At 61.0% G+C, this 19,493-nt stretch carries 17 protein-coding genes; 11 read left to right on the forward strand and 6 right to left on the reverse strand.

What is annotated here, in order from left to right; genetic code table 11:
- Positions 1-27 precede the first annotated feature (27 nt).
- From menD to menE, 5 genes are read left to right on the forward strand one after another with little or no spacing between them, the layout of a single operon-like run.
- On the forward strand, positions 28-1,698 hold the full coding sequence (gene menD / locus IM271_RS05795) for a 2-succinyl-5-enolpyruvyl-6-hydroxy-3-cyclohexene-1-carboxylic-acid synthase (RefSeq protein WP_060571949.1): 1,671 nt from the start codon (positions 28-30) through the stop codon (positions 1,696-1,698).
- The gene (gene menH, locus IM271_RS05800; RefSeq protein WP_063155055.1) at positions 1,695-2,471 is read left to right on the forward strand and encodes a 2-succinyl-6-hydroxy-2,4-cyclohexadiene-1-carboxylate synthase; all 777 of its coding nucleotides are present in this window, start codon (positions 1,695-1,697) and stop codon (positions 2,469-2,471) included. The genes menD and menH overlap by 4 nt, the downstream gene beginning before the upstream one ends.
- Positions 2,468-3,325, forward strand: coding sequence for a 1,4-dihydroxy-2-naphthoyl-CoA synthase (menB, locus tag IM271_RS05805; protein WP_028013920.1), 858 nt, complete (start codon positions 2,468-2,470; stop codon positions 3,323-3,325). Before menH ends, menB begins: the two co-directional genes overlap by 4 nt.
- Positions 3,325-4,290 (forward strand): o-succinylbenzoate synthase, encoded by a 966-nt coding sequence (gene menC, locus IM271_RS05810; protein ID WP_063155054.1) that lies wholly within the window; start codon positions 3,325-3,327, stop codon positions 4,288-4,290. The genes menB and menC overlap by 1 nt, the downstream gene beginning before the upstream one ends.
- Positions 4,287-5,648 (forward strand): o-succinylbenzoate--CoA ligase, encoded by a 1,362-nt coding sequence (gene menE / locus IM271_RS05815; RefSeq protein ID WP_045259701.1) that lies wholly within the window; start codon positions 4,287-4,289, stop codon positions 5,646-5,648. The genes menC and menE overlap by 4 nt, the downstream gene beginning before the upstream one ends.
- Here the strand turns inward: menE and IM271_RS05820 are convergent, their stop codons facing one another.
- Genes IM271_RS05820 through IM271_RS05830 form a run of 3 tightly spaced genes read right to left on the reverse strand, consistent with a single transcriptional unit; the run spans position 5,649 to position 8,598 of the window.
- A complete protein-coding gene (locus tag IM271_RS05820; RefSeq protein WP_041908947.1) occupies positions 5,649-7,163 on the reverse strand; it encodes a tripartite tricarboxylate transporter permease in 1,515 nt (504 codons plus the stop codon).
- A gap of 11 nt (positions 7,164-7,174) precedes the next feature.
- Positions 7,175-7,606 carry a tripartite tricarboxylate transporter TctB family protein gene (locus IM271_RS05825; RefSeq protein ID WP_014884622.1) on the reverse strand — a complete coding sequence of 144 codons (432 nt, stop codon included), beginning with the start codon at positions 7,604-7,606 and terminating at the stop codon, positions 7,175-7,177.
- A gap of 11 nt (positions 7,607-7,617) precedes the next feature.
- A complete protein-coding gene (locus tag IM271_RS05830; RefSeq protein ID WP_193052304.1) occupies positions 7,618-8,598 on the reverse strand; it encodes a tripartite tricarboxylate transporter substrate binding protein in 981 nt (326 codons plus the stop codon).
- Positions 8,599-8,735: 137 nt separating this feature from the next.
- On the opposite strand from IM271_RS05830, the gene tctD reads away from it, so the two are divergent.
- From tctD to IM271_RS05850, 4 genes are all read left to right on the forward strand, one after another.
- A complete protein-coding gene (gene tctD, locus IM271_RS05835; protein ID WP_028013915.1) occupies positions 8,736-9,410 on the forward strand; it encodes a transcriptional regulator TctD in 675 nt (224 codons plus the stop codon).
- Complete coding sequence (locus IM271_RS05840) at positions 9,397-10,806, forward strand: sensor histidine kinase (protein WP_193052305.1); 1,410 nt, start codon at positions 9,397-9,399, stop codon at positions 10,804-10,806. The genes tctD and IM271_RS05840 overlap by 14 nt, the downstream gene beginning before the upstream one ends.
- Before the next feature lie 128 nt (positions 10,807-10,934).
- Entirely contained in the window at positions 10,935-11,474 is a 540-nt protein-coding gene (locus IM271_RS05845; RefSeq protein WP_028013913.1) for a YfaZ family outer membrane protein, read from the forward strand.
- A 93-nt stretch (positions 11,475-11,567) separates the two neighbouring features.
- The gene (locus IM271_RS05850; RefSeq protein ID WP_193052306.1) at positions 11,568-12,767 is read left to right on the forward strand and encodes a nicotinamide mononucleotide deamidase-related protein YfaY; all 1,200 of its coding nucleotides are present in this window, start codon (positions 11,568-11,570) and stop codon (positions 12,765-12,767) included.
- Positions 12,768-12,800: 33 nt separating this feature from the next.
- Here IM271_RS05850 and glpC read toward each other — a convergent pair whose 3' ends face one another.
- Genes glpC through glpA form a run of 3 tightly spaced genes read right to left on the reverse strand, consistent with a single transcriptional unit; the run spans position 12,801 to position 16,823 of the window.
- Positions 12,801-13,991, reverse strand: coding sequence for an anaerobic glycerol-3-phosphate dehydrogenase subunit GlpC (gene glpC, locus IM271_RS05855; protein ID WP_193052307.1), 1,191 nt, complete (start codon positions 13,989-13,991; stop codon positions 12,801-12,803).
- The gene (gene glpB, locus IM271_RS05860; protein WP_193052308.1) at positions 13,988-15,205 is read right to left on the reverse strand and encodes a glycerol-3-phosphate dehydrogenase subunit GlpB; all 1,218 of its coding nucleotides are present in this window, start codon (positions 15,203-15,205) and stop codon (positions 13,988-13,990) included. Before glpB ends, glpC begins: the two co-directional genes overlap by 4 nt.
- Complete coding sequence (gene glpA / locus IM271_RS05865) at positions 15,195-16,823, reverse strand: anaerobic glycerol-3-phosphate dehydrogenase subunit A (RefSeq protein WP_193052309.1); 1,629 nt, start codon at positions 16,821-16,823, stop codon at positions 15,195-15,197. The genes glpB and glpA overlap by 11 nt, the downstream gene beginning before the upstream one ends.
- Before the next feature lie 250 nt (positions 16,824-17,073).
- Here glpA and glpT point away from each other — a divergent pair, with 250 nt between their 5' ends.
- Both glpT and glpQ read left to right on the forward strand, forming a co-directional pair.
- Positions 17,074-18,426: a glycerol-3-phosphate transporter gene (gene glpT / locus IM271_RS05870; protein ID WP_028013908.1), complete on the forward strand. Its 1,353-nt coding sequence runs from the start codon at positions 17,074-17,076 to the stop codon at positions 18,424-18,426.
- Positions 18,427-18,437: 11 nt separating this feature from the next.
- The gene (gene glpQ, locus IM271_RS05875; RefSeq protein ID WP_182033950.1) at positions 18,438-19,490 is read left to right on the forward strand and encodes a glycerophosphodiester phosphodiesterase; all 1,053 of its coding nucleotides are present in this window, start codon (positions 18,438-18,440) and stop codon (positions 19,488-19,490) included.
- The last annotated feature ends 3 nt before the right edge of the window (positions 19,491-19,493 follow it).

The raw sequence follows: 19,493 nt of genomic DNA on the forward strand, positions 1-19,493 counted from the left end.
GTCGCATTCTTGATACCGGACAATCTCATGTCAGTAAGTTCTTTTAACCGACGCTGGGCGGCGGTGATCCTTGAAGCCCTGACGCGCCATGGCGTCAGGCACGTGTGTATTGCACCGGGTTCTCGCTCAACGCCGCTGACGCTGGCGGCGGCTGAAAACCGGGCGTTTGTTCACCACACCCACTTTGACGAGCGAGGTCTGGGGCATCTCGCGCTCGGGCTGGCGAAGGTCAGCAAAGAACCCGTGGCGGTGATTGTCACTTCCGGTACCGCCGTGGCGAACCTCTATCCGGCCCTGATTGAAGCCGGGTTAACCGGTGAAAAACTGATCCTGCTGACGGCCGACCGTCCGCCTGAGCTAATCGACTGCGGCGCCAATCAGGCTATTCGCCAGCCCGGACTTTTTTCTACGCACCCTTCGCAGACGGTTTCGTTACCGCGTCCCACCCAGGATATTCCTGCAAGCTGGCTGGTCTCCACCGTCGATCACGCCATGGCGACATTGCGCAGCGGGGCGCTGCATATCAACTGCCCGTTTGCCGAGCCGCTGTACGGCGAGCTGGACGATACCGGCCTTGACTGGCAGCGGTCGCTCGGCGAATGGTGGCAGAGCGAAAAGCCGTGGCTGCGCGAGCAGACGCATCTTGAGAGCGCGAAACAGCGCGACTGGTTCTTCTGGCGGCAGAAGCGAGGTGTGGTCATCGCCGGGCGCATGAGCGCCGCCGAAGGCAGGCTGGTCGCTGAATGGGCGCAAACCCTCGGCTGGCCGCTGATTGGCGACGTGCTTTCCCAGACCGGCCAGCCGCTGCCGTGCGCCGATCTCTGGCTGGGTAACGCGAAAGCGGTTACTGAGCTTTCGCAGGCGCAGATTGTGGTCCAGATCGGCGCAAGCCTGACCGGAAAACGTCTGCTGCAGTGGCAGGCGACCTGCACGCCGGAAGAGTACTGGGTGGTGGACGCGCTGGAAGGGCGGCTCGACCCGGCGCACCATCGCGGCCGTCGTCTGGTGAGCAAAATTGATAGCTGGCTGGAACTGCACCCGGCGGAAAAACGTCAGCCCTGGGCGGTGGCGATCCCTGAGCTGTCGCGTCAGGCGTGGGAAATCACCAAAGCGCGCTGTGAGACATTCAGCGAGGCCGGGCTGGCGCACCGTATTCGCCAATACCTGCCAGAACAGGGGCAGCTGTTTGTCGGCAACAGCCTGGTCGTGCGGCTGATCGATGCCTTTTCGCAGCTGCCGGCGGGCTACCCGGTGTACAGCAACCGCGGTGCCAGCGGCATCGACGGGCTGATCTCGACGGCGGCGGGGGTGCAACGCGCCAGCGCGAAATCAACGCTGGCGATCGTGGGCGATCTCTCCGCGCTCTACGATCTCAACGCGCTGGCGCTACTGCGTCAGGCGTCCGCGCCGTTTGTGCTGATTGTGGTCAACAACAACGGCGGGCAGATTTTCTCCCTGTTGCCAACGCCCCAGAGCGAGCGCGAGCGCTTCTACCTGATGCCGCAGAACGTGCAGTTTGAACACGCCGCGGCGATGTTCAGCCTGAAATACCATCGCCCGGAAAGCTGGGAACAGCTGGAAGCGGCGTTAAGCACCGCCTGGAAGCAGCCGGGCGCAACGCTGATTGAGCTGGTGGTGAACGAGGCCGACGGCGCGCAGACCCTGCAAAGCCTACTGGCTCAGGTGAGCCAGCTGTGATCCTCTCGGGCGTGCAGCAGGCCGGAAAACCAGGCTATCCCTGGCTGGTCTTTTTGCACGGTTTTTCCGGCGACTGCCGCGAGTGGCAGGCTGTCGGGAAGCAACTCGGCGAGTATTCCCGGCTCTATCTTGACCTGCCGGGCCACGGTGCGTCCGGGAATATTGCCGTGACGGGGTTCGACGAGATGAGCACGTTGCTTACCCGAACCCTGCTTAGTTACAACATACTGAACTTTTGGCTGGTGGGGTACTCCCTCGGCGGCCGCATTGCGATGTTTCATGCCTGCCAGCAGCCAAAGGGGCTGCTGGGGGTGATCGTTGAAGGTGGACATCCGGGCCTGCAGGATGAGGATGAGCGTCACGCGCGGTGGATATCCGACCGCCGCTGGACGACGCGTTTTCGCACCGAACCGCTGGAAAAGGTCTTTACCGACTGGTATCAACAGCCGGTATTCGCTTCCCTCACTGACCACCAGCGCAAGGCGCTTATCGCCCTGCGCAGCCAGAACAACGGCGCGACGCTGGCGAAGATGCTCGAAGCAACGTCGCTGGCCGTGCAGCCCGATTTGCGTGCCGCGATTAGCGTGTGCAATTTCCCTTTTGACTATCTCTACGGTGAACGTGACCAGAAGTTCGCGGCCCTGGCCGCTGAACTGGACGCCGTTCGCCATGCGATTCCAAACGCCGGACACAACGCCCACCGGGAAAACCCCGACGCGGTTGCCGCGAGTCTGGCCCAGATACTGCGTCTTCGAATAAAGGACACTCTATGATCTATCCTGATGAACACATGCTTTATGCGCCGGTTGAATGGCAGGACTGCTCCGAAGGCTACACCGACATTCGTTACCACAAATCCGCCGACGGCATTGCCAAAATCACCATCAACCGTCCGCAGGTGCGTAACGCCTTCCGTCCGCTGACCGTCAAAGAGATGATTCAGGCCCTGGCGGATGCGCGCTACGACGACAGTATCGGCGTGATCGTGCTGACCGGTGAAGGCGAGAAGGCCTTCTGCTCCGGTGGCGATCAGAAGGTGCGCGGCGACTACGGCGGATACCAGGACGATGCGGGTACGCACCACCTCAACGTCCTCGATTTCCAGCGCCAGATCCGCACCTGCCCGAAACCGGTTGTCGCGATGGTGGCGGGCTACTCCATCGGCGGCGGCCACGTGCTGCACATGATGTGCGACCTGACCATCGCAGCTGAAAACGCCATCTTCGGCCAGACCGGCCCGAAAGTGGGCTCCTTCGACGGCGGCTGGGGTGCCTCTTACATGGCGCGCATCGTCGGGCAGAAAAAAGCCCGCGAAATCTGGTTCCTGTGCCGCCAGTACAACGCACAGGAAGCGCTGGATATGGGCCTGGTGAATACCGTGGTGCCGCTTGCCGATCTCGAAAAAGAGACCGTGCGCTGGTGCCGAGAGATGCTGCAAAACAGCCCGATGGCGCTGCGTTGCCTGAAAGCGGCACTTAATGCCGACTGTGACGGTCAGGCGGGTCTGCAGGAGTTGGCGGGTAACGCCACCATGCTGTTCTACATGACCGAAGAGGGTCAGGAAGGACGCAACGCGTTTAACGAAAAACGCCAGCCGGACTTCAGCAAATACAAACGGAACCCGTAATGCGTCGCGCGCAGGTTTACCGCTGGCAGATACCGATGGACGCGGGCGTGGTGCTGCGTGAACGGCGTTTAAAAACCCGTGACGGCTTCTTCGTGCATTTGCAGCAGGGCGAGCGGGAAGGCTGGGGCGAGATTTCGCCTCTGCCGGGCTTTAGCCTGGAGTCGCTGGATGAGGCGCAGTCTGCATTGCTGACGTGGGTAAAGGCGTGGCGTGAGGGCGCAAACCCGGCATTACCGGACGCGCCTTCCGCCGCCTTTGGCATCAGCTGCGCGCTGGCGGAGCTGGACGGTAGACTGCCGGAAGAGGCTAACTATCGCGCGGCACCGCTCTGCACGGGCGACCCGGACGAGCTGTTCGCGCTGCTCGCCGCCATGCCGGGCGAGAAAGTGGCGAAAATCAAAGTCGGTCTCTACGAAGCGGTGCGTGACGGCATGGTCGCCAACCTGCTGCTGGAAGCAATCCCCGATCTGCACCTGCGTCTGGATGCCAACCGCGCGTGGACGCCGCTTAAGGCGCAGCAGTTCGCCAGGTACGTCAACCCGGCGTACCGCAGCCGCATTGCCTTCCTCGAAGAACCGTGCAAAACCCGCGATGATTCGCGCGCCTTTGCCCGCGAAACGGGGATCGCCATCGCCTGGGATGAAAGCCTGCGCGAGGACGATTTTGAATTTGTCGCCGAGCCCGGCGTCAGCGCGGTGGTGATTAAGCCGACGCTAACCGGCAGCCTGGCGAAGGTGCGCGAGCAGGTCTCGGCGGCGCACGCGCTGGGGCTGACGGCGGTGATCAGCTCGTCGATAGAGTCCAGCCTGGGGCTGACCCAACTGGCGCGCATTGCCGCCTGGTTAACGCCGGACACGGTTCCCGGCCTCGACACGCTGAACCTGATGCAGGCTCAGCTTCTCCGCAAGTGGCCTGCCAGCACGCTGCCGTGCCTCGACGCAGAGGCGCTGGAGCCGTTGCTATGAGTTTTACCGACTGGCCCTGGCGTCACTGGCGCGCGCTTTTTGCCGATAAACAGGCCCTGAGGCTGAATGATGACGTGCTCACCTGGCAGCAGTTGTGCGCGCGTGTCGACCGCCTTGCGGCAGGATTTCACCAGCAGGGCGTGGCGGAGGGCGACGGCGTACTGCTGCTGGCCTATAACCACCCGCAAACGCTGCTGGCATGGCTGGCGCTGCTTCAGTGCGGGGCACGTATTCTTCCCGTAAATCCGCAGCTGCCGCGCCCGCTGCTCGACGTGCTGATCCCGCAGATGACGCTGCGCTTTGCGCTGGTGCTGGACGGCAGCTACGACGGCCTTCATGGCCTGAGCATGTGCGAGCCAGCGGATGCGTACTGCGCTGCGTGGCAGCCGGCGCGGCTGGCCACCATGACGCTCACCTCCGGCTCCACCGGGCTGCCGAAGGCGGCGGTGCATACCTGCGCCGCCCATCTTGCCAGCGCCCGCGGCGTGCTGTCGCTGATGCCCTACGGGGATAACGACGACTGGCTGCTTTCGCTGCCGCTGTTTCACGTTTCCGGCCAGGGGATTTTATGGCGCTGGCTGCATGCCGGTGCGCGCTTAACCGTGCGCGAGAAGCAGCCGCTGGAGCAGGCGCTACGCGGCTGCACCCACGCCTCGCTGGTGCCGACCCAGCTCTGGCGTCTCCTCAATAGCGAAAGCCACATCGCACTGAAAGCGGTGCTGCTCGGCGGGGCGGCCATTCCCGTGACGCTGACGCAAAAGGCCCGGGAACAGGGCGTTCGAACGTACTGCGGCTATGGCCTCACCGAGTTTGCCTCTACCGTCTGCGCAAAAGAGGCTGACGGCGATCCGGACGTGGGCCGTGCGCTGCCGGGCAGAGAGGTGCAGGTTGTTAACGGTGAAGTCTGGATCAAAGCGCAGAGCATGGCTTCCGGCTACTGGCGGGACGGCGCGCTGATACCGCTGACCAACGCGCAGGGCTGGTTTGCCACTCGCGATCGCGGGGAATGGCATGGCGACCGTCTGACGATTTTAGGCCGCATGGACAATCTCTTTTTCAGCGGTGGAGAGGGGATCCAGCCGGAATCGCTGGAGCGCGTTATCGCCGCGCATCCGCAGATTAACCAGGTGTTTATCGTCCCGCTGGATGACGCCGAGTTTGGACAGCGTCCGGTGGCGGTGGTGGAGTGCGAGCCGGGAACGGATATCACCCGTTTCCCGACCTGGGTACAGGGCAGGCTGGCGCGCTTTGAGCAGCCCGTTCACTGGCTGGTGCTGCCGGCTGAGCTAAAAAATGGCGGGATTAAGATCTCCCGCCAGGCGTTAAAGCAGTGGGTCAATGCCCAGCTGTCCGTATAGTTAGCCGATATCCGGCTCCGGTTTGCGCTGGCGACGACGCAGCAGGCGCAACACCGGCGGCACCACAATCACCATGACCGCGAGCGCTAACAGAACCTTCGCGACGCTGCTGTCCCACAGTATCGACACATTACCGTTGCTGATGGACAGGGCGCGGCGCAGGTTCTGCTCCAGCATCTCACCCAGCACAAAGCCCAAAATCAGCGGAGACATTGGGAAGTGCATTTTTCGCAGGATGTAGCCGAACACGCCGAGGACCACCATCAGCACCAGGTCAAACGTGGTGCTGTGCACCGCGTAAACCCCCACCGCAGAGACGGCGGCAATGGCGGGCACCAGGAACCACAGCGGAATCGTCAGCATGCGGGTGAACAGCCCAATCAGCGGGATATTCATCACCAGCAGCATGACGTTGGCGATCAGCAGCGCGGCAATCAGCCCCCAGACAATATCAGGCTGCTCGGTAAACATCGCCGGGCCGGGCGTAATGTTATAGAGCGTCAGCGCGCCCATCATCACCGCCGTGGTGCCGGATCCCGGCACGCCCAGGGTCAGCATCGGGATAAACGAGCCGCAGGCCGAGGCGTTATTGGCCGCCTCAGGCGCGGCGACGCCGCGAATATCGCCTTTACCAAAGCTGTCGCTATTGCCGCTGAGCTTCTTCTCGGTCATGTAGGTGATGGCGCTGGCGATAGTGGCCCCGGCGCCCGGCAGAATGCCGACGAAGAAGCCAATCACCGACGAGCGCAGCGTGGCACCAATGCACTGTGCGCCCTCTTTAGCGCTAAAGAGCATTCGGCCGGTTTTGCGCACCAGCGTCTGCCCGCTGCTGGTATGCTCCAGCATCAGTAAGATCTCAGAGACAGAGAACAGACCGATCACGACGACAATGAACTGCACGCCATCGGACAGGTGAACGCTGTCGAAGGTAAAGCGATAGACCCCGGTGTTGGCATCCACGCCGACGGTGGCTAACCCTAAGCCAATCAGCGCGGATAAAAACGACTTCAGCGGATTTTGCGCCATCATGCTGCCGAGGCAGGCAATGGCGAACACCATCAGGGCAAAATATTCTGCTGGACCAAACGCCAGCGACCACTGGGCCAGCGCAGGAGCGAACAGAATGATGCCGCCAATGGCAATCAGTGAGCCAAAGAATGAACTGACCGCAGAGATGGAGAGCGCCACGCCGCCGCGTCCCTGCCGCGCCATTGGGTAGCCGTCCAGCGCGGTCATGATCGCCGCCGCATCCCCCGGCACGTTAAGCAGGATCGACGAAATGCGTCCGCCATATTCACAGCCGATATAGACCGTTGCCAGCAGGATCAGCGCCGATTCCGCAGGCAGATGCAGGGCAAACGCCAGCGGGAGTAAAATCGCCACGCCGTTGATCGGCCCAAGGCCCGGCAGCAGGCCGACAATCGTGCCCACGAAACAGCCGATCAGGGCGATCACCAGGTTTTCCGGGGTCATCGCCACGGCGAACCCCTGCGAGAGGTAAATCCAGGTATCCATAGCGTGCTCCGTTAATTAAGCCAGGCGCCGAGCGGTAACGTCACGTCCAGCAGGCGGTCAAAGGCGTACCACAGTAAAATCCCCATCACCACGCCAGAGATCCCCGCCGCGGGGAGGGTGGCGTTAAACAGCATGCCGATGACCATCGTCAGAATGGCGGTCGCCACCGGGAAGCCGAGCCACTCAAAGCCCCAGGCATACATCAGCAGGACAATCACCATCACCAGCAGACGCTGCAGAATGCGACGCGGCGGCCACTCGACGGTATCCGGGTGGCGAAGCAGCAGCGCCACCGAGCAGAGCAGCATCAGGCCGACGATGCCCATCGGGAAGGGACGGGGTCCCACGGGTTCATAGCTGTATTCGCTGTGGATCTGCCAGGCGACAAACATCCCGCCAACGCAGAGCAGCAGCCATATCCCGGCAAAAATACGATCGCTCATAGCGCCTCCGGTTATTTCGCCAGGCCAAAGGCTTTCGCCTGTTCGCGGTAGTCATTCACCTGTTTTTTGACGTACTCATCCAGTGGCTTACCGGTCAGGTTAAACTCAAACAGTCCGCGCAGATCGCGCTGTTTCTTAAATTCTTCCGTCTGCTGGAGCTTGTTGAACACGTCGACCCACCACTGGTACTCGGCGTCGGTCACTTTTGGCCCGACGAAGAAGCCGCGGATGATCGGCCAGACCAGGTTATAACCCTGCTCTTTGGCGGTCGGGACGTTCGCCAGCTGGCCCGGCAGACGGTTTTCCGAGAAGACCGCCAGCACGCGGATTTTATCCCCGCTCAGGTACGGCACCATCTCGCTGAGATCGCCGGAAACGGCCTGAACGTGGTTGCCCATCAGCGCCGTGACCGGTTCGCCGCCGCCCTCGAAGGCCACGTAGCGCATCTTGTGCGGGTCAACCTTCGCCTGCTGGGCGAGAAGGGCCGCTTTCATCCAGTCCTGGCTGCCGATAGACGCCCCTGCGCCAATCACCACGCTGTTCGGATCTTTTTCCATAGCGGTCAGCAGATCTTTCAGGGATTTCCACGGGGAATCGGCACGCACGGCAATCATTCCGTAGTCGGTGCCGACGGTCGCCAGCCAGCGCACGTCGTCCACACCGTAGCGGCCAAACTTGCCCTGCGACAGGTTCAGCAGCGAGCCGCCGGAGAAGGCCACCACCGTTCCCGCTTCCGCCGGACGTTGCGCGACAATCGCGTTATAGGCCACCGCGCCCACGCCGCCTGGCATGTAGGTGACGCGCATCGGTTTCTCAATGGCCTTCGTCTCCAGCAGGCTGACCTGAATAAGCTTGCAGGTGAGATCGAAACCGCCGCCCGGTTTGGCCGGGGCGATACATTCGGTACGGGACGGAGCGTCCTGGGCCTGAACGACAGAGGTACTTAACAGCAATACGTTTGCAGCAAGGGTAGAAAGTAATTGTTTTTTCATCGTTTATCCTCACGCCGGGGGTACGGGTCTTTTTTTCTGATTATGTGAACCACCTTGTAGCGGTTCTGTTGCGTGATTGTTAAAACAATAACCTTTCATTTCCCTTTCAACGGGACACCAACTTTACAGGATGTGACATGCGTCTCTTACTCGCAGAAGATAATCGTGAGCTGGCTCACTGGCTGGAGAAAGCGCTGGTGCAGGAAGGCTTTGCCGTGGACTGCGTCTCCGACGGACGTGCCGCCGACCATCTGCTGCAGGGTGAAAACTACGCGGTCGCTATTCTGGACATCGGCATGCCCGGTTTTGACGGCCTGGAAGTGGTCCACCGCCTCAGAAAAAGAGGGCAGACGCTGCCGGTGCTGTTTCTTACCGCCCGCAGCAACGTGGCGGATCGGGTGAAGGGACTGAACGCCGGGGCAGATGACTATCTGCCAAAACCGTTTGAGCTGGAGGAGCTTGACGCGCGTTTGCGCGCCCTGTTGCGCCGAAGCGAGGGTCGAACGCAGGAGCGCCAGCGCCTTGGGGAGCTGGAGTATGACGACGAGGGCTTTTTCCTGCTGCGCGATGAACCGCTTTCCCTGACGCCGCGGGAGCTCTCCCTGCTGAAAGTGCTGATGCACCGCCGGACCCGTCCGGTTTCACGACAGCAGCTTTTCGACCAGGTGTTCAGCCTGAACGACGACGTCAGCCCTGAAAGCATCGATCTCTATATTCACCGGCTGCGTAAGAAGCTGACCGGCAGCGGCGTGCGGATAACCACCCTTCGGGGGCTTGGGTACGTGCTGGAGTGCGGCGATGAGGTGGGTTAAGCCGCAGTCGCTCTATCTGCAGCTGCTGCTTTTCCTGGGCCTGCCGCTGCTGCTGCTGTGGGGATTGTCGGCCTTTAACAGCTACGTTAGCGCGCTGCAGGCGGCCACGCAGGCCTACGATCGCACGCTGTTATCCTCTGCCCGCACCATCTCCGAGCGGCTGGAGGTGCGCAACAGCAGGCTGGCGGTGGACGTGCCCTGGGTGGTGCTCGACAGCTTTGAGCTCAACATGAACGACCGGCTCTACTATAAGGTGGTCGACCCCGACGGACGGGTGATCTCCGGCTATGACGATCTGCCGAAGATGCCGCCTGCGACGTCGCGCACCACGCTCTATCCGGCGCTGGCCTGGTTTTACCACACCGAATATCGCGGCCAGGCGATTCGGGTGGCGCGCCTGCTGCAGCCCGTAAATGAAGATAATGTTTTTGGCATGGCGGAGATTTACGTCGCCGAGACGCTCCAGTCCCGCCGCTATCTCGCCAGCCAGTTGCTCTTTTCATCCTGGGTTTCACAGGGGCTGCTGGTGCTGCTGACGCTGGTGCTGACCGCATGGCTGCTGCGCCGCGTGCTGCGCCCAATGCGCCAGCTTTCGTCACTGATGGTGCGGCGCGAGCCGGGCCTGCTCGCACCGCTGCCGGAGCTGCTGCCCTGGTCCGAGACCCGGCTGCTGATAGTCGCCTTTAACCGCTATATCGACCGGCTGCGCGGCGTGCTTTCGCGTCAGGAACGCTTTAACGCGGATGCGTCGCACCAGCTCAAAACGCCGCTGGCGGTGCTTAAAACCCAGGTCTCCGTCGCCCTCGCGCGTCAGGATCCCGCCCTGTGGCAGGAGAGTCTGCGGGCAATGAATGTCACCCTGGACGACACTATCGTGCTCACCGAGCGGCTGCTGCAGCTTTCAGCGGTGAAGGGAAAAGAGCAGGGGGATCGTCATTTTACGCCTGTGGATCTGGTTCAGGTGGTGCAGAACTGCTGCTTTTCCCGGCTGGCGCAGGCGCGGAGCAAGGCGATTGATTTAGGATATGACGGTGTACAGCAGCCGGTCACGATCGAAGGCGATGACGTTCTGCTGGGCGAGCTGTGCGCCAACCTGCTGGAGAACGCGATTAAATATACGCCTGCAGGCGGGACCGTGACCGTATACCTGCGCGTGGATAGCGGCGCCGTTGAGCTGAGCGTTGAGGACAGCGGCCCCGGCATTGAAGAGGATCAGATCTATCAGGCGATGCAGCCTTTCCACCGTCTGGACAACGTCGGGAACGCCGCCGGTTCCGGGATTGGGCTGGCGCTGGCGGGGGATATCGCCCGGCTGCACCGCAGCCATTTGCAGCTGACTCGCAGCGAAACGCTGGGTGGCCTTTGCGTCAAAATGCGCTTTCTGCTGCTTACGTAAAAAAGCCGGGGGTTTCAAATCGTTACAATCTTCCTGTCCGCCGCACGCAGAGTGCTTGATCCCCCGCAGACTCAGGTTAAAATCTCGCGGTTTTGGGGACTTCTCTATAATTATGCAGGATCGCGACAATGAAAAAAGTGGCATTACTGGGCCTCGGCCTGATGGTTGTATCTGCGGCGGCTAACGCCATTAGCATTAATGGTTCGGCGGGTCAGGACTATACCCACCTCGGTTTTGGCATGGGTACTGACACCTCCGGTCTGGCAATGACCGGCGGCTGGACGCACAACGATGACGATGGCGACGCGGCAAGCCTCGGCCTCGGTCTGAATATTCCTCTTGGCCCATTCCTGGCCACCGTTGGCGGTAAAGGTATCTACACCAACCCAAATGACGGTGATGAAGGGTATGCGGCGGCTGTGGGCGGCGGCCTGCAGTGGAAAATTGGCGACAGCTTCGGCCTGTTTGGCGAGTACTACTACTCTCCGGATTCCCTCTCCAGCGGCATCGACAGCTATGAAGAAGCCAACGCCGGTGCGCGCTGGACCATCATGCGTCCGATTACCATCGAAGCGGGCTACCGTTATCTGAATCTGGCCGGTAAAGACGGCAACCGCGATAACGCGCTGGCTGACGGCCCGTACGTGGGCGTGAGCGCAGGCTTCTAATCGTTCCGGCGCGGCGTTCCGTCGCGCCAGTTTCTCTCATCTCCACCCCGCGTTTGCGCTATAGTGTTTTGACCAAATAAGCGGGAGAACACAATGATTAACGTGGAGATGTTATCCACCGGCGACGAAGTGCTGCACGGACAGATTATTGATACCAATGCTGCCTGGCTTGCCGATCTTTTCTTTGAGCAAGGATTACCGTTAACGCGCCGCAATACGGTAGGAGACAACCTTGAGTCCCTGGTCAGCATTTTGCGCGAGCGTAGCGAACAGTGCGACGTGCTGATCGTGAATGGCGGGCTCGGCCCCACCGGTGACGATCTCAGCGCGCTGGCCGCCGCGACCGCAAAGGGCGAAGGGCTGGTGCTGCACGAGGCGTGGCTTTCGCAGATGGAACGCTTCTTCTCCGAACGTGGACGCGTTATGGCTCCCAGCAACCGCAAGCAGGCTGAAATTCCCGCCAGCGCCGAGCTGGTTGATAACCCGGTCGGTACCGCCTGCGGGTTTGCCATGCAGCTGAACCGCTGCCTGATGTTCTTCACGCCGGGCGTGCCTTCCGAATTTAAGGTGATGGTTGAGCAGCAGATCCTGCCGCGCCTTCGCCAGCGTTTTACCCTGCCTGATCCTCCGCTGTGCCTGCGCCTGACCACCTTTGGCCGCTCGGAAAGCGATCTGGCCCAGAGCCTTGACCACCTTCCGCTGCCGCCGGGCGTCTCCATGGGCTATCGCTCCTCTATGCCGATCATCGAACTCAAATTAACAGGACCGGCCACGCAGAAAGAGGCGATGCTGGCCCTGTGGCCTGAGGTGCAGCGCGTGGCGGGCGAAAGCCTGATTTTTGAAGGGACGGAAGGGTTGCCTGAGCAGATTGCAAAACATCTGCAGACTCGCCAGCTCAGCGTGACCTTAAGCGAGCAGTTCACCGGTGGCCTGCTGGCGCTGCAATTGTCGCGCGTCAACGCGCCGCTGCTCGCCAGCGAAGTGGTGCCGTTTCAGCAGGAGACCCTGGCGCAAACCGCCCGCTGGGCTTCCGAAAGAAGGGTGAAGCATTTTGCCGGTCTGGCGCTGTTTGTCGGCGGGCTGGATGAGGACTACCTCAACTTCGCGCTGGCGACGCCGGAAGGCACCTGGGCGCTGCGGGTAAAAATGAGCATCACCCGCCACAGCCTGGCGGTGCGTCAGGAGGTGTGCGCCATGATGGCGCTGAATATGCTGCGCCGCTGGCTCAACGGCAAAGAGGTCGCCAGCGAGCACGGCTGGATTAACGTTGTCGAGTCGCTGTTCGTTGAGTAATGCCTGTGCCGGGGCCTCTCGCCCCGGCAACGTTCAGCCCAGCGCTTTCGCCAGCAGGGTAATCGGATGTTCGCAGCGCTTGCTGGTGGACATCTCAATCTGCCATTTACAGGTTTCGCAGTCCGTCACCACGATATCCGCGCCGCTCTCTTCAATCTGGCGGAACAGCGGGGCACCAATTGCCTGCGAGGTTTCGTAGTTTTCACGCTTAAAGCCGTAGGTGCCTGCGATGCCGCAGCAGCGCGAATCCAGCACCGTCAGCTCCAGCCCCGGAATTAACCGCAGCAGCTCCAGCGTATAGAGCGACCAGCCCATTTTCTCCATATGACACGGGGTGTGATAGACCACCTTCAGCGGCAATGTTCCCAGCGGCAACGTCTTTCCGCTGTCCAGCTTGCGCCAGAGGAAGCGCGTCGCCAGCTCGATGTGCTCGCGCAGTCCGGCGTTTTCCACGTCCAGCAGGTGCGGATACTCATCGCGCAGGGTGAAGGTGCAGGTGGACGACGTCGCCAGCACCGGCATGCCTTTATCGACAATCGCTTCGCGCAGGGAGGTGACGTTGCTTTTGGCCTGCCTGCGCGCTTTATCGGTAAACCCGTTGGCAATCAGCGGCACGCCGCAGCACTTCTCTTTTCTAAGCAGCTGTACGCCGGTTCCCATAGCGTTCAGCACCTTCAGCAGGTCTTTTCCCAGCTGCGGATGGTTGTAGTTCACATAGCAGCCGTGGAAAAAGGCTACCCGATCGTCGTACTGCGCCTGCTGCTCCGCGACGGTTTTATACCAGCGACGGAAGGTGCCGTGAGAATATTTTGGCAGGCTGCGGTGATGGTCTATTTTAAGCGTGGCATCCAGCAGCTGACGCACCGGCTTGAGTGAGGTTGCGGCATTCACCAGCGGGGCAAACGGCGTGGAGACGCTGCCCATCAGATCGGTATGGCTCAGGATCGCATCGCGCAGTGTCGGCTTTTGCGTGCTGTAGCGCGCCCGGGCGCGCTGGATGATGTCGCCGATTTTCACGTCCGACGGGCAGGCGACCTCGCAGCGCTTGCAGTTGATGCAGTATTTCAGCGCCTCGTCGTACAGCCTGCCGTCCTTCAGGCGCAGGCGCTCGCCGTCCGGCCCGGCCTGCTTTGGCCCAGGGTAGCGCGGGTTTACGCCGCTGACCGGGCAGACGGTGGTACAGACCGTGCATTTAATGCAGCTTTCGAAACGGGTATCGTTCATTGTTCAGCCTCCACGCGCTGGATAATCTGCTCGGCTACATACAGCGCCGTGACGGCGCAAACCCCGCCGCCGCATCCCTGGGGGATCGGATCGTATCCGCCCAGCAGCGAGCCGATGGCAAAAAGATTACCGACGGGCATACCGGAAAGCTGTGGATGTAGCCGGTTATCGACAATTACGCCAAACTGCTGCCAGGGCTGCGGCGTGAAGAAATCACACTGATACCAGTCCGCGCGGGAAGCGGTTTGCCGCACATCCAGCCCCATAATCGCTTCCCGGATGCCCTCCCGGCTGCTCAGCAGCCCGTTGCTGAAGAAGCTCCCGCTCGCCAGCACCGTATAGCGGGCGCGAAGCGGAATATCCTCGTGGTTGCGCGTCCAGATTTCGCTCACCGCGCCGTCGGTCAGGGTGATTTTTTTCACCTCGTCACCCGCCATCCACACGCCGCCCTGCGCAACAAACTGGCGCTGAAGCTGGGTGTGCAGACGAATGCCGGTTACGGAAGGGGGAAGCGTCGGCAGTAAACCGAGCGTGCAGGGCAGACGATCCGAGAGCCAGCGCCAGAGCCGGTTGTCGTTTAAACCAAAGCAGGCGGGTATTAACAGAGCATCGCAGGTTTCACCGAGCGGCCTGAGCGCGTCATACAGCAGCGGCCATTTGTCCTCGTTATCCAGAAAACGGGCGATATTCACCGCGCGAAACTCGCTCGGGTTATCGCGCAGGATATCCAGCTCGGGCAGCTCTATTTCTGCCGTGTCGGCGTTGATGCCCTGGCGACAGAGCGAGGCCGCCGCGAGATGGGGTTGAAAATCCAGAAAGCCGCTAATACCCACCACCCGCACTCGTCCCGCGCTGACGGGGGCCACGGGGACTTCCTCCGGGCTGAGCCACGCGGAGCGCAGGGTGCCGAGCGGTGTGATGCGCTGGTGATTTTGCCTGGCGCTTCCCTTCAGACGCGCGCCGCAGCCCGCCAGCAGCGCTTCGGCTTCCAGCGCAAAGCGGTCAATATGCTGCGCGCCAACCAGGTGATAGGGGTGCTCCGGCGGCAGCCTGTCGCGGTACGCTTCGTCCACCAGATCCAGCGATCCCGACGAGAAGTGCAGGGCGCTCTGGCCGCGGGTGATAATGGCGCAGCGCAGCCCCTGCTTCGTGAGTTTGATGCCGCAGAGCAAGCCTGCCAGCCCGCCGCCGACGATTACGGTATCAAATTTCATCGTGTTGCTCCTTCTCCAGGCCGCAAAGCCCCTGATAGACCCAGCGGGTAAATTCGCTTTCGCGCAGGGCATCGCCCCAGGCGACAGGCTGAATGCCTTTCCAGCGCTCGTTCAAAAACGTGCTGAGCTGATCGAGCGACTGGGTGGCGGTGGTGGTATGAAAACGCTGCAGCAGCCCGGCGGCACGGCAGGCGCACAGCTCGCCCTGACAGGTCCCCATTCCGACGCGGGTGCGGCGGCGGAGATCCAACAGGCTGTTGACCGTCAGGTTCTCTACCGCGTACTGCACTTCGCCTGCGGTAACGGCTTCGCACTCGCACACCAGGCTGCGGCTCAGTCGTCCTTCACCGAGCCACTGCGGCGTTCTGTCGCCGTGGCGGTAGATGGCCGAACCGCGCAGCGGCGCGGGCAGGGAGATGATTTTTTGCAGCGTTTTTTCGGTAGACTGGCGCGATCCCGGCAACGGCTGTTCTGCGGTAACGCACGGTTCGGTATTTCCGAGCTTGCGGCAGACGGCATCGGTCGCCCACTCGGCCATCAGCCGGTAGGTCATCAGCTTGCCGCCGGTAATGGTGATAAACCCGTCCATGCCGTCGCGCTCGGCGTGATCGAGCAGCACGATGCCCCGGCTGACGTTACGTCCGCTCGGATCGTTATCGCTGGCGACAAGGGGACGCACGCCCGCGTAGGCGCGCAGAATACGCGTCTGCGCCATCACCGGCGCCAGCTTTTCCCCTTCGCGTAGCAGAATATCTACTTCTTCGGCTGTGACCCGGTTGACGTCAATGTCACTGTAGTCAACGTGCGTTGACGTCGTACCGATGAGCGAAATGGTGTCGCCCGGCACCAGAATGTCGGCGTCAGACGGTTTGCGGCAGCGGTTGATGACGTGGTTATTGATGCGGTGGTCAAGGATCAGCAGCGAACCTTTGGCCGGGAACATGCGGATGGATAAATCGGCGTATTCCGCGATGCGCTGGCCCCAGATCCCCGCCGCGTTGACCACCACGGCGGCGTGCAGCTCGCTGTGCTCGTTATACTGCGTATCAAACACCCGCACGCCGCAGATGCGATGACCCTCGCGGATAAGCCCGGTCACTTCATGTCCGGTCAGAATGCGCGCGCCATGCTCGCGGGCGTCCAGCATGTTGGCGGCGGTCAGGCGGAACGGATCGACGGTGCCGTCAGGCACCTTCACCGCGCCGATCAGCGTCGGGTTCACCGACGGCTCCAGCCGCCGGGCCAGCGCCGGATCCATAGCCTCAGCCTGAATGCCCGCTGCAGTACAGGCGGTTATAAAGGTTGACTGAAAGGCAAGGTCATCTTCGGGAAGGGTAATAAAGAGGCCGTCGGTTGGCTCTATGCAGTGTCGGGCGATACGCTTGAGGATCTGGTTTTCAGCGATACATTCGCGCGCGGATTCACCGTCGGTGACCGCATACCGCGCGCCGCTGTGCAGCAGGCCGTGGTTACGCCCCGTCGCGCCGGTGGCGATATCGTGGCGCTCCAGAAGCGTGACGCTTAAGCCGCGAAGGGCACAGTCGCGTGCGATGCCGGCGCCGGTTGCGCCACCGCCAATGATAATCACATCGCTGTAGCATGGATCGTGAATTGTCATTGCCTTTCCTCTATGTTCGTTTTTTAGCATTTAGCCACATAGATCGTGTGGTTTGTTTGATTTCGAACATAAACGCGCGAAATTCGAAACTGAAACGTGATTTCATGCGCTTTTTTGCGCATCCTGTCATATTTCTGTAACAATCTGTGCGTTGATTCACAGTAACAAACCGCATGTTTTTTTAACATCCCCGCCTCTGTAACCGGGCGCGAGATGCCTGGTCATTTTTTGAAAGGCCACGGAGGCTGTTATGCTCAGTATCTTCAAACCTGCGCCGCATCGGGCGCGACTGCCAGAGGCAGAGATCGATCCTCTCTACCGCCGTCTGCGTTGGCAAATCTTCCTCGGGATCTTCTTCGGGTATGCGGCGTACTATCTTGTACGTAAAAACTTTGCGCTCGCCATGCCGTATCTGGTGGAGCAGGGCTTCTCTCGCGGCGACCTGGGCTTCGCGCTGTCGGGGATCTCCATCGCCTACGGTTTTTCTAAATTCATCATGGGTTCCGTGTCGGACCGCTCGAATCCGCGCGTGTTCCTGCCCGCCGGTCTGATCCTCGCGGCAGCGGTCATGCTGTTCATGGGCTTTGTGCCGTGGGCGACGTCCAGCATTGCCATCATGTTCGTGCTGCTGTTCCTCTGCGGCTGGTTCCAGGGGATGGGGTGGCCGCCGTGCGGACGTACCATGGTGCACTGGTGGTCGCAGAAGGAGCGTGGCGGCATTGTGTCAGTGTGGAACTGCGCGCATAACGTCGGGGGCGGGCTTCCACCTCTGCTGTTCCTGCTGGGGATGGCCTGGTTCAACGACTGGCACGCGGCGCTCTACATGCCTGCCTTTGGTGCTATTCTGGTGGCGATTATTGCCTTCGCCCTGATGCGCGACACGCCGCAGTCCTGCGGGCTGCCGCCAATCGAAGAGTACAAAAACGACTATCCGGATGACTACAGCGAGAAGCACGAAGAAGAGCTGACCGCGAAACAGATCTTCATGAAGTACGTGCTGCCGAACAAGCTGCTGTGGTACATCGCGGTGGCGAACGTGTTCGTATACCTGCTGCGCTACGGCATCCTCGACTGGTCCCCGACCTACCTGAAAGAGGTGAAGCATTTCGCGCTGGATAAATCCTCCTGGGCGTACTTCCTGTATGAATACGCCGGGATCCCGGGCACGCTGATTTGCGGCTGGATGTCGGACAAAGTGTTTAAAGGCAACCGCGGCGCAACGGGCGTGTTCTTTATGACCCTGGTGACCATCGCGACTGTCGTTTACTGGCTTAACCCGCCGGGTAACCCATCAGTAGACATGGCCTGTATGATCGTTATCGGCTTCCTGATTTACGGCCCGGTGATGCTGATCGGTCTGCACGCGCTTGAGCTGGCGCCGAAAAAAGCGGCGGGCACGGCGGCAGGCTTTACCGGTCTGTTTGGCTACCTCGGCGGTTCCGTCGCGGCGAGCGCTATCGTGGGCTACACCGTTGACTTCTTCGGCTGGGACGGCGGCTTTATGGTGATGATCGGCGGCAGCGTGCTGGCGGTTCTGCTGCTGGTTGTTGTGATGATCGGCGAGAAACGTCACCACGCGGAAGTGCTGGCGCGTCGTCAATAAGGAGCATTGCGATGAAATTAACTCCATTAACCACCGGCCTGCTGCTGGCAGGCCTGATGACAGGCTCTGCCCTGGCGGCGGATAAAATCGTTATTGCCCACCGCGGCGCGAGCGGCTATCTGCCGGAGCATACGCTGCCGGCGAAGGCGATGGCCTATGCGCAGGGGGCGGATTACCTGGAGCAGGATCTGGTGATGACGAAGGACGACCAGCTGGTCGTCCTGCATGACCACTATCTTGACCGCGTCACGGACGTGGCGGAGCGTTTCCCGGACCGCGCGCGCAAAGACGGTCGTTACTACGCCATCGACTTTACCCTGGATGAAATTCGCTCTCTGAAGTTTACCGAAGGCTTTGAGATTGAAAACGGCAAGAAGGTGCAGGTCTACCCGGGACGCTTCCCGATGGGCAAATCTGACTTCCGCATTCATACCTTCCAGGAAGAGATTGAGTTTGTTCAGGGGCTGAACCACTCGACCGGTAAAAACATCGGTATCTACCCGGAAATCAAAGCGCCGTGGTTCCACCATCAGGAAGGGAAGGACATTGCCGCGAAGACGCTGGAGGTGCTGAAACAGTACGGCTATACCAGCAAGAAGGACAAAGTTTACCTGCAGTGTTTTGACGCCGCCGAGCTGAAGCGCATCAAAACCGAGCTGGAGCCGAAGATGGGGATGGATCTCAATCTGGTGCAGCTGATTGCCTACACCGACTGGAATGAAACCCAGGAGAAACAGCCGGACGGGAAGTGGGTGAACTACAGCTACGACTGGATGTTCAAGCCGGGCGCGATGAAGCAGATTGCGCGGTACGCTGACGGCATCGGGCCGGATTATCACATGCTGGTGGCGGAAGGCTCAACGCCTGGCCACGTGAAGCTGACGGCGATGGTGAAAGAGGCGCACGCCAGCAAGATGCAGGTGCATCCGTACACGGTGCGTGCCGACCAGCTGCCGCCATATGCCACCGATGTGAATCAGCTTTACGAGGTGTTGTATAAGCAGGCGGACGTGGACGGGCTGTTTACGGATTTCCCGGATAAAGCGGTGACGTTCTTAAAATAGAAA

Origin of the sequence: Enterobacter cloacae complex sp. I3, assembly GCF_014896175.1 — a bacterium.
GTDB lineage: Bacteria > Pseudomonadota > Gammaproteobacteria > Enterobacterales > Enterobacteriaceae > Enterobacter > Enterobacter bugandensis.

Bases quoted from the DNA above. Each gene is read 5' to 3' on its own strand.
- IM271_RS05850 (WP_193052306.1), top strand. From the start codon at position 11,568: ATGATTAACGTGGAGATGTTATCCACCGGCGACGAAGTGCTGCACGGA.
- glpQ (WP_182033950.1), top strand. From the start codon at position 18,438: ATGAAATTAACTCCATTAACCACCGGCCTGCTGCTGGCAGGCCTGATG.
- menD (WP_060571949.1), top strand. From the start codon at position 28: ATGTCAGTAAGTTCTTTTAACCGACGCTGGGCGGCGGTGATCCTTGAA.
- menE (WP_045259701.1), top strand. From the start codon at position 4,287: ATGAGTTTTACCGACTGGCCCTGGCGTCACTGGCGCGCGCTTTTTGCC.
- tctD (WP_028013915.1), top strand. From the start codon at position 8,736: ATGCGTCTCTTACTCGCAGAAGATAATCGTGAGCTGGCTCACTGGCTG.
- glpB (WP_193052308.1), bottom strand. From the start codon at position 15,205: ATGAAATTTGATACCGTAATCGTCGGCGGCGGGCTGGCAGGCTTGCTC.
- IM271_RS05820 (WP_041908947.1), bottom strand. From the start codon at position 7,163: ATGGATACCTGGATTTACCTCTCGCAGGGGTTCGCCGTGGCGATGACC.
- glpC (WP_193052307.1), bottom strand. From the start codon at position 13,991: ATGAACGATACCCGTTTCGAAAGCTGCATTAAATGCACGGTCTGTACC.
- IM271_RS05830 (WP_193052304.1), bottom strand. From the start codon at position 8,598: ATGAAAAAACAATTACTTTCTACCCTTGCTGCAAACGTATTGCTGTTA.
- IM271_RS05845 (WP_028013913.1), top strand. From the start codon at position 10,935: ATGAAAAAAGTGGCATTACTGGGCCTCGGCCTGATGGTTGTATCTGCG.
- glpA (WP_193052309.1), bottom strand. From the start codon at position 16,823: ATGACAATTCACGATCCATGCTACAGCGATGTGATTATCATTGGCGGT.
- menB (WP_028013920.1), top strand. From the start codon at position 2,468: ATGATCTATCCTGATGAACACATGCTTTATGCGCCGGTTGAATGGCAG.
- glpT (WP_028013908.1), top strand. From the start codon at position 17,074: ATGCTCAGTATCTTCAAACCTGCGCCGCATCGGGCGCGACTGCCAGAG.
- IM271_RS05840 (WP_193052305.1), top strand. From the start codon at position 9,397: ATGAGGTGGGTTAAGCCGCAGTCGCTCTATCTGCAGCTGCTGCTTTTC.
- IM271_RS05825 (WP_014884622.1), bottom strand. From the start codon at position 7,606: ATGAGCGATCGTATTTTTGCCGGGATATGGCTGCTGCTCTGCGTTGGC.
- menC (WP_063155054.1), top strand. From the start codon at position 3,325: ATGCGTCGCGCGCAGGTTTACCGCTGGCAGATACCGATGGACGCGGGC.